Origin of the sequence: Leucobacter sp. M11 (assembly GCF_035726885.1) — a bacterium.
GTDB lineage: Bacteria > Actinomycetota > Actinomycetes > Actinomycetales > Microbacteriaceae > JAPFRB01.
This window is the reverse complement of the sequence record NZ_JAPFRB010000002.1, coordinates 35,355-37,324: the sequence shown is the minus strand read 5'-3', so window position 1 is coordinate 37,324 and position 1,970 is coordinate 35,355. Positions and strand designations below refer to the sequence as shown.

Below are 1,970 nucleotides of genomic sequence, written 5' to 3'. Positions count from 1 at the left end.
ATCATCACCGTTAACAACACGGAGCCCCAGAAGGGGCTCATCCCCGCCAACACGACCGAGGTCGGCGGCGGCAAGGTTGTCGACGCGCTCTGGGAAGGTCTCGTCTACTACGACGCAGACGGCGCAACCCAGATGGGCGTCGCCAAGTCGATCGAAGCTGACCCGGAGACCGGCGTCTGGACCGTGAAGCTGCGCGACGATGCAAAGTTCACCGACGGCACCCCGGTGCTCGCGAAGAACTTCGTCGACGCGTGGAACTACGCGGCCAACATCGAGAACGCCCTGGGCAACCAGGCCTTCTTCGCCGCCATCAAGGGCTACAGCGAGGAGAAGCCGGTCGAGGCGCTTGAAGGCCTCAAGATCGTCGATGACCAGACGTTCACGATCGAGGCCACCCCGGACTTCCCGGACCGCCTCGGCTACTCCGCGTACTACCCGCTGCCCGACGTGGCCTTCGAGGACATGGAGGCCTACGGCCAGAACCCGATCGGCAACGGTCTCTACAAGTTCGCGAGCGACGACGCGTGGAAGCACGACGTCGAGCTGAAGCTCGTCAAGAACGAGGACTACGTCGGCCCCCGCGAGGTCAACAACGAGGGCGTGACCTTCAAGATGTACGCCTCGCTCGACGCGGCCTACACCGACCTGCAGGCCGGGAACCTCGACGTGCTCGACCAGATCCCCGACACTTCCTTCGCGGTGTTCCAGGACGAGCTCGGTGACCGGGCCATCAACCAGGCCGGCGCGCTCATGACGACCCTGACGGTGTCGGCGAACCTCGAGCACTTCACGGGCGAAGAGGGCAAGCTGCGTCGCCTGGCGCTGTCCAAGGCCGTTGACCGCGAGGAGATCATTGACGTGATCTTCGAGGGCACCAACATCCCCGCCAAGGACTTCACCTCGCCGATCGTTGACGGCTACACCGAGGACCTGAAGGGCGTGGAGAACCTCGAGTTCGACGCGGCCGAGGCCAAGAAGCTCTGGGCCGAGGCCGACAAGATCAGCCCCTTCGAGGGCTCCCTTGAGGTCGCGACCAACTCCGACGGCCCGCACCAGGTGTGGATCGAGGCCGTGGCGAACCAGTGGGCGAACAACCTCGGGGTGACCGCTGCCCCGAAGCTGTACCCGACCTTCGCCGCGTTCCTGGACGACCGCGAGTCTGACACCGTTGGCGGCCCCTTCCGCGCCGGCTGGCAGGCCGACTACCCGGGTGCCTACAACTACCTGCAGCCGCTGTACTACACCAAGGCCAGCTCCAACCACGGCTACTACAGCAACCCGGCCTTCGACAAGCTGCTTGACGAGGCCGTGCAGGAGGCGGACCACGACAAGTCCATCGCCAAGCTGCACGAGGCGCAGGAGATCCTGCTCGACGAGATGCCGTCCATCCCGCTCTGGTACCAGGGCACCACGGGTGGCTTCAGCGAGTCGGTCGACAACGTGAAGTTCGGCTGGAACTCCGTGCCGATCTTCAACGAGATCACCAAGAAGTAACCTGAGAAAGGGAGGCCCCGGGGACACCCCGGGGCCTCCGTCTCGCCCCGATCATCACCATGATCGAGGCGATTCCCCTTCGGAAACGGGAAACAATGCCGTTCCCCGTCGCACTGTTGCGCACCACAATTGCGAAAGAAATTAACACACTCATGACCGTCATGCTTCCGCGGAAGAGGCCCAGCGCATGCTGAGATATATCCTCTTCCGCCTTCTCCAGGTGATCCCGGTTCTGCTCGGCACCACCTTCCTGATCTACTTCATGGTCTTCGCCATGCCCGGCGACCCGATCGCCGCGATGTTCGGCGACAAGATGCCGAGCGACGCCGTCCTCGACCGTATCCGCGCCCAGTACAACCTGGATCAGCCCTTCTTCATCCAGTACCTGCTGTACCTCAAGGGCATTTTGATCGGCGACTTCGGCGTGAGCTTCTCCGGCGAGCCCGTCTCCCAGATCCTGGCGCGGACCTTCCCCG

At 63.7% G+C, this 1,970-nt stretch carries 1 protein-coding gene and 1 pseudogene; both read left to right on the top strand.

Annotated elements, in window-relative coordinates; genetic code table 11:
• Positions 1 to 1,494, top strand: a 1,494-nt coding sequence (locus tag OOT08_RS04270; protein WP_325091331.1) for a peptide ABC transporter substrate-binding protein, incomplete at its 5' end; no start/stop codon positions are given.
• 187 nt (positions 1,495 to 1,681) lie between these two features.
• Positions 1,682 to 1,970 (top strand): annotated as a pseudogene (locus tag OOT08_RS04265) (ABC transporter permease); the annotation flags it as partial.